This window comes from Psychroserpens sp. (genome assembly GCF_034670085.1).
Taxonomy (GTDB): Bacteria; Bacteroidota; Bacteroidia; order Flavobacteriales; family Flavobacteriaceae; genus Psychroserpens.
This window is the reverse complement of the sequence record NZ_JAXMOD010000011.1, coordinates 22,197-28,196: the sequence shown is the minus strand read 5'-3', so window position 1 is coordinate 28,196 and position 6,000 is coordinate 22,197. Positions and strand designations below refer to the sequence as shown.

The window sequence follows — 6,000 nt, the reverse complement described above, 5'->3', positions numbered from 1 at the left end:
CCACAGGCATCGTTTGATCCATTATTTATATCTGCAGTTGTAATGCTACCATTTCCTGAAGCATCTAAAACCACTGTTGCGTTCTGACATAAGGCCGTTGGATTCGTAGTATCCTGAACATCTACAATTGCTGTACACGTTGAAACATTTCCGTTATTGTCAGTTACTGTTAAGGTCACTGTGTTGTTTCCGATGTCGTTACAATCGAAACTCGTCTGATCTAAAGATAAGGACTGAATGCCACAGGCATCGTTTGATCCATTATTAATATCTGCAGTTGTAATGCTACCATTTCCTGAAGCATCTAAAACCACTGTTGTGTTCTGACATAAGGCCGTTGGATTCGTAGTATCCTGAACAAATACCGTTGCAATACATGTACTTGTTTGTCCGATAGTATCTGTAACTGTTAAGGTTACTGTATTGTTTCCTATATCACCACAATCAAAAGAGTTTGGAGTCACAGTCATACTTGCTATTCCGAAGTCATCAGAACTTCCGCCATCAACCTCAGTAGCCAAAATCGAAACATTTCCACTTGAATCAAGTTGTGTTGCATAAATGGAACAAAGTGCTGTTGGTGGATTATCAACTCGAAAGGTAGCTTTATAATTTGCTCCACTATTACTTATATAATATGTATTATCTGAAATATTATCACCGTTATAATCAGCATCTGACCTTGTGTAAATTTCAAGTATATAATCACCGGAAACTAAACCATTTAACACGTTAATATTTGCGCCTGAGGATTCCCATGTTTGATCAATACTTGTGTTCGTACAAAAATTTGAGGTTCCATCATCCGAATTAAATAGTATTTCTGAAGCTATAAATGCAGGTGGAGTATTACCAGATAAATAAATTCTATAATCAATATAACTATTTAAAATATTGTGCGTACCACACTTATAAGTTTGGTTTTGTGCACCATTTAGAACTAAACTATTAGAAGGGATAAAGGTTCCTAAATTGGTCCCTTCAAAATCTGGATTACCTGTATCGACGTTTAAGTCATAGTATGTATTTCCATTGCCATTTACATCTAAGATTGCATAACTTTCATAGATATCTGACTGTGCAAACGAAAAATTAGTTATAAAACTTACTACAACTAAACACCAAAAAATATAGAACTTCTTCATACTTCATTGTATTGAGTTAATATTATAGTCTAAACATCTGTGGAGAAATGACTTAATAACTGCTACCAATCAATGAGGGAGATGTAAAATTACTGATATACCACTTGTTAATAGAATTTTATCGCCAAACGGCTGATTAACTCTTTGTATTGATATTCAACACTTTACTTATACGAAAGAAACTACAATTCAAGAGGTTTTAAAAGAATTGAAAACAGAAAAGGAGTGATTCTCATTTAAATTAATAACACACACACTTCGTCGAACATAAATGCGCCTTAACAATTGTATTCTAAAGGTATTGATTATCAGCACTCTTTTATTTATATTCGTATCAACCAACTAACTAATTTTATGTTTAAAGCAGTTTTATTTGATATGGATGGTGTTATTGTAGACACTGAGCCACTTCACCATAGTGCATATTATCAAATGTTTAATGATGTTAATATTGAAGTTTCTGATGCTTTATATGCCTCATTTACTGGGCAATCTACTTTTGAAATCTGCAAACATTTAGTCTCTCATTTTAATTTACCACTCACACCTCATACATTGGTTGGAATTAAACGTGATCGCTTTAAGTATTTATTTGATACCGATACAAGTTTGGCATTAATTGATGGTGTTTTAGACCTAATTAAAGATTATCATGCTAACGGTATGACATTAGTATTAGCATCGTCTGCATCCATGGAAAACATTAATCGAATTTTCAAGCGATTCGATTTAGACAAATACTTTAAAGCAAAAATTAGTGGAGCCGATTTAGAAGCCTCTAAACCTCATCCTGAAATTTTCATTAAAGCTGCTGAATTATCTGAACATAATCCAAATGAATGTTTTGTAATTGAAGATTCAACAAATGGGATAACAGCATCAAAAGCTGCTAACATTTTTTGTATCGCTTTTAAAAGTCCACATTCTGAAGGACAAGATTATTCAAAAGCAAATGTGATTATTGACAATTTTAATGAAATAAAATATCATAAACTAAGTGATTTACTTAGTGAAGCAAATTAATTCTAGGACTTATTTCTTAGCAAAGCATTCTGCTCTTCCATTAGTTCTGTAAGATTAGAAAGTAGTTGAATTTCTTTTGGTGTTGCGACGACTTTATTCTTTGGATCTTGAGCTTTATCTCTTAACCTATTCATTCCTTTTACAACTAAAAAAACGGTTATTCCGATAATGAAAAAATCTAGAAATGTTTCAAATAAAATACCATATTCAATAGCAACTTCTTTAACGGTTATTTCACTATTAGCATTTGCAACAGCTTCTCTTAGAACATATTTCTTATCCTGATAATTAAGTCCATCGGTCATCAAAGATAATGGTGGCATAAAGACTTTTTTTACCAATACATCAATCACTTTATTAAAAGCTGCTCCTATGATGATACCTATGGCCATATCCATCATATTTCCTTTTACTGCAAACTCTTTGAACTCCTTAAAAAACTTCATACGATTCTATTTTGAATTATAAAAAGCCAAAGGTATTTCAATTGCATTGCAAAAACAATTTTAAAGAAGTGATAAATAAGTAAAGGTTTTCGGCAATTATTTCTTGTAAAACTTAACGTACTTTCTATAAGCAAAATACCCTAGAAGCGCTACTGCAACTACTACACCAGCGATATACTGATAACTTAAGATTTGCTGTCCAGACTGATAAGAATGTAATCCTGAAAGGTAAAAATTAACTCCAAAATAGGTGAATATTATAAACGCAATTCCAATTATAGATGCGAAATTAAAACCGAAACGACCTCTTAAACCAGGAATCAATCGCATATGAATAATAAATGCATACGCCATTATACTAATCAGAGCCCAAGTTTCTTTAGGATCCCAACCCCAATATCTTCCCCAACTTTCATTTGCCCACATACCTCCTAAAAAGTTTCCAATGGTTAACATAACAAGACCCACAGTTAATGCCATTTCATTAATTATAGTCAACTCTTGAATGTTGAGCAACATTTTATCTTTATTTTGTTCTGTTGTTAAAATCATCAATAACAGAGCTGTTACACCTAACATCATTCCTAAGGTAAACGGCCCATAACTTGCAACAATTACTGCAACGTGAATCATTAGCCAATAGCTATCTAAAACGGGTTGCAAATTGGCAATTGCAGGATCCATCCAACTCAAATGAGCAACCATTAAAAGCATAGATGTTACAAAAGCACCAGCTGCCGTTGTTAAATAAGATGTATTCTTTCCTCCTAGAATACCATATAAAATGGAAAGATAATTATGCCCTTTCGAGTTTGAGAGTAAAAAACAAAAAAGCATTGTGGCCCAAGCAACATAAATCATAGATTCATAAGCATCACTCCAAGGCGCATGACCAGAAATGTACCAACGTGTTATAAGTCCTGCAGTGTGCAATAAAAATAAAACTAAGATAACGATGTTAAGTCCCTTAATTATTAAGCTTATGGTCTTATTCTTGTCTTTAAATATCTGAACTATAAGTAATATAAACAATAAACCTCCAGCATACAAATACCACGAAAATAACTTCTTAAAAATATCGTATTTATTGTAAAGAATCTCAGCTTTTACCTTATCATCAGAAATCATCACATTACTCCCTAATTTTTGCTGATTCTTTTTAAAACCTTCAAGCAATTTATTAGCCGTCGAATAATCTCCAGTTTGTTTGGCTTTATATAATTCGGTAAGGTAATAACCGAAACTATTTTCAATAAACTTACCATAAATAGTATCGTTGACTTTAGATTCAAATTGTTCTCTGTATTCAACTGGAGAAATCCATGTGTTTTTTTCATCACCTGGAATTGGAAAAATCTTTAATGAACGACCTTCAATTGTATTAAACAATAAATTAATGCGTTGATCTGTTTCTTTAAATTCCTTCTGAAAACCATTTGGAACTTGCGTTTTGTATGCATCTTCCAAATAAGGTCCTAATTTGTAACTTCCATCTTCTTCTAAAAAATCGGTTAGTGCAACATACTTTTTACTTTCATCAACACCAATTAAATGTCTAATAGAATCGCCTTTTCGCTTGGCTAAATAAATGATTGGAACATTATACCAAAACAATGGACTTTCTTGCATAGACAACATGACTTGATTTGGATCGAAATCTTCGTAGTGATCTTTTTTACTCACTTTTCTTAAAACTTCAGAAGCGAAAGTATTCATTGGCATCATTCGTCCACTGTAATCTTGAACAACCAATTCTCCAAAAGTATCAGCATGTAATTTAGGTGTAATGTTAGCTCTAATCACAGAGTCAATCTGCGTTTTTGTAGGCTTTACAATTTTAACCTCACTACCATGATTATGGCCATCATCTGCCGAATGTTCTTGTGAGAAACCTGCCAAACCAAAACATAAAAACACAATGGTAATAAGTGCAGATTTTTTGTCTTTAACTTTTTCAAGTGAACGCTTCAAATCAGCGAATCGTGTCCCTTTATCTAAAAGAATAGCCATCAATCCAAAATACAATAACATATACCCTAAATAGGTAATCCAAGTTCCCCATTGATCATGATTTACAGACAGCTTAGTACCTTTTAAATCTTGATCAAAACTCGCTTGAAAAAACCGATAGCCTTTATGGTCTAAAATATGATTCATAAAAATATGGTAGTCAAAATCACCATGCTCTTCATCAACTACAGTCACAAGACTTTCAAAAGATGAAAAGCTATCTTCTGTACCAGGATATACGTCAGCATTAAAATCATTTAACTTGATACTAAATGGCAACTCTTTTACCATAGCACCATATTTAAGGGCAACATCTAAACCTCCAACATTGACTTGCTCAAATTGTCCGCTAATATATTGTCCGCCCAACAGATTGACTGTTTTTGTTTCACCGTTAGCAGACACATTAATAACTACACCATCTTCACTTCCTCTTAACATTTGAGAGCGTTTAACAACTTCAAACTCTCCTTGAACCACAGGCTTTGGGAAGACCATAGATAGATTTGCAATTTGATATCTTGACCTTAAGATTAATGGTTGTAAGGAATCTTTAACCAGCTTACCAGTAGCTCTAGTTGCCATGGTCATATAATCACCATCAAATGGTGATTCTATAAAAATGCCATTAGCGTCGTCAGTAGTAATATTAATGGCGCCTTGTTTAGGGTTATTAAGTGTAAAAACTAAATTATGAATGAGTTGATCTTCTCCATCTTTTAAAAAATGATTGTGAGGTTCGCCTCCTGAAGATTCTACAATTTTTAAATAGGACTCTCCGTTTTCATCAGGAACAACATCTATCTCTGCTCCTTTAATAAACTTTTCTACAGCTAACGTCACTGGAGTCCCATTATAATCACTTGAAATTACTAAGTCATTTTTTAATCGTTCAGAAAAATCAACACGTTCGTTAACAACTTTACGTTGTGTTTTGCCATCAACAACATAATCTCCATCAATATAAGCTGTAACAAAAATATCGCGTGTTAAAAAATTATTCGTTGTTTCTCCTTCTCGGATGGGCATCCAACCTTCATAACCAATATAACGTGTAATTCCGGCTCCAATAAATATAAAAATGAACGCCAAATGTAATGTTAATGTTGCCCATTTCTTCTTCTTGTATAGTCGATATCTGAACAGGTTACCAATAAAGTTAATCGTAAATAATACCATGATTAGTTCAAACCACCAAGCATTATAAATCCAGTATCTCGTATAAGGTGTAGGCGATGTTTCTTGACTAGCATCTAAAAAAGTACCAGTAATCATTGCTACTGCAAAAACTATAAATAAAATACCAGTGAGACGCGTTGAGAAAAGAATATTGGCAATTTTTTTTAGCATAGCTTTCGTTTGAATTTTTCAGTAAC

Annotated in this window: 3 protein-coding genes and 1 pseudogene; 1 reads left to right on the top strand and 3 read right to left on the bottom strand. The window is 33.0% G+C overall.

What is annotated here, in order from left to right; genetic code table 11:
- Positions 1-1,145 (bottom strand): annotated as a pseudogene (locus VOI25_RS15200) (hypothetical protein); the annotation flags it as partial.
- A 354-nt stretch (positions 1,146-1,499) separates the two neighbouring features.
- Between VOI25_RS15200 and VOI25_RS15195 the strand changes: the two are divergent.
- Complete coding sequence (locus VOI25_RS15195; protein WP_323789944.1) at positions 1,500-2,168, top strand: HAD-IA family hydrolase; 669 nt, start codon at positions 1,500-1,502, stop codon at positions 2,166-2,168.
- 2 nt (positions 2,169-2,170) lie between these two features.
- Here VOI25_RS15195 and mscL read toward each other — a convergent pair whose 3' ends face one another.
- Both mscL and ccsA read right to left on the bottom strand, forming a co-directional pair.
- Positions 2,171-2,614, bottom strand: coding sequence for a large conductance mechanosensitive channel protein MscL (gene mscL / locus VOI25_RS15190; protein WP_323789943.1), 444 nt, complete (start codon positions 2,612-2,614; stop codon positions 2,171-2,173).
- Positions 2,615-2,710: 96 nt separating this feature from the next.
- The gene (gene ccsA / locus VOI25_RS15185; protein WP_323789942.1) at positions 2,711-5,974 is read right to left on the bottom strand and encodes a cytochrome c biogenesis protein CcsA; all 3,264 of its coding nucleotides are present in this window, start codon (positions 5,972-5,974) and stop codon (positions 2,711-2,713) included.
- Positions 5,975-6,000: the final 26 nt, after the last annotated feature.

Coding starts and splice junctions, on each gene's coding strand:
- VOI25_RS15195 (WP_323789944.1), top strand. CDS start 1,500: ATGTTTAAAGCAGTTTTATTTGATATGGATGGTGTTATTGTAGACACT.
- mscL (WP_323789943.1), bottom strand. CDS start 2,614: ATGAAGTTTTTTAAGGAGTTCAAAGAGTTTGCAGTAAAAGGAAATATG.
- ccsA (WP_323789942.1), bottom strand. CDS start 5,974: ATGCTAAAAAAAATTGCCAATATTCTTTTCTCAACGCGTCTCACTGGT.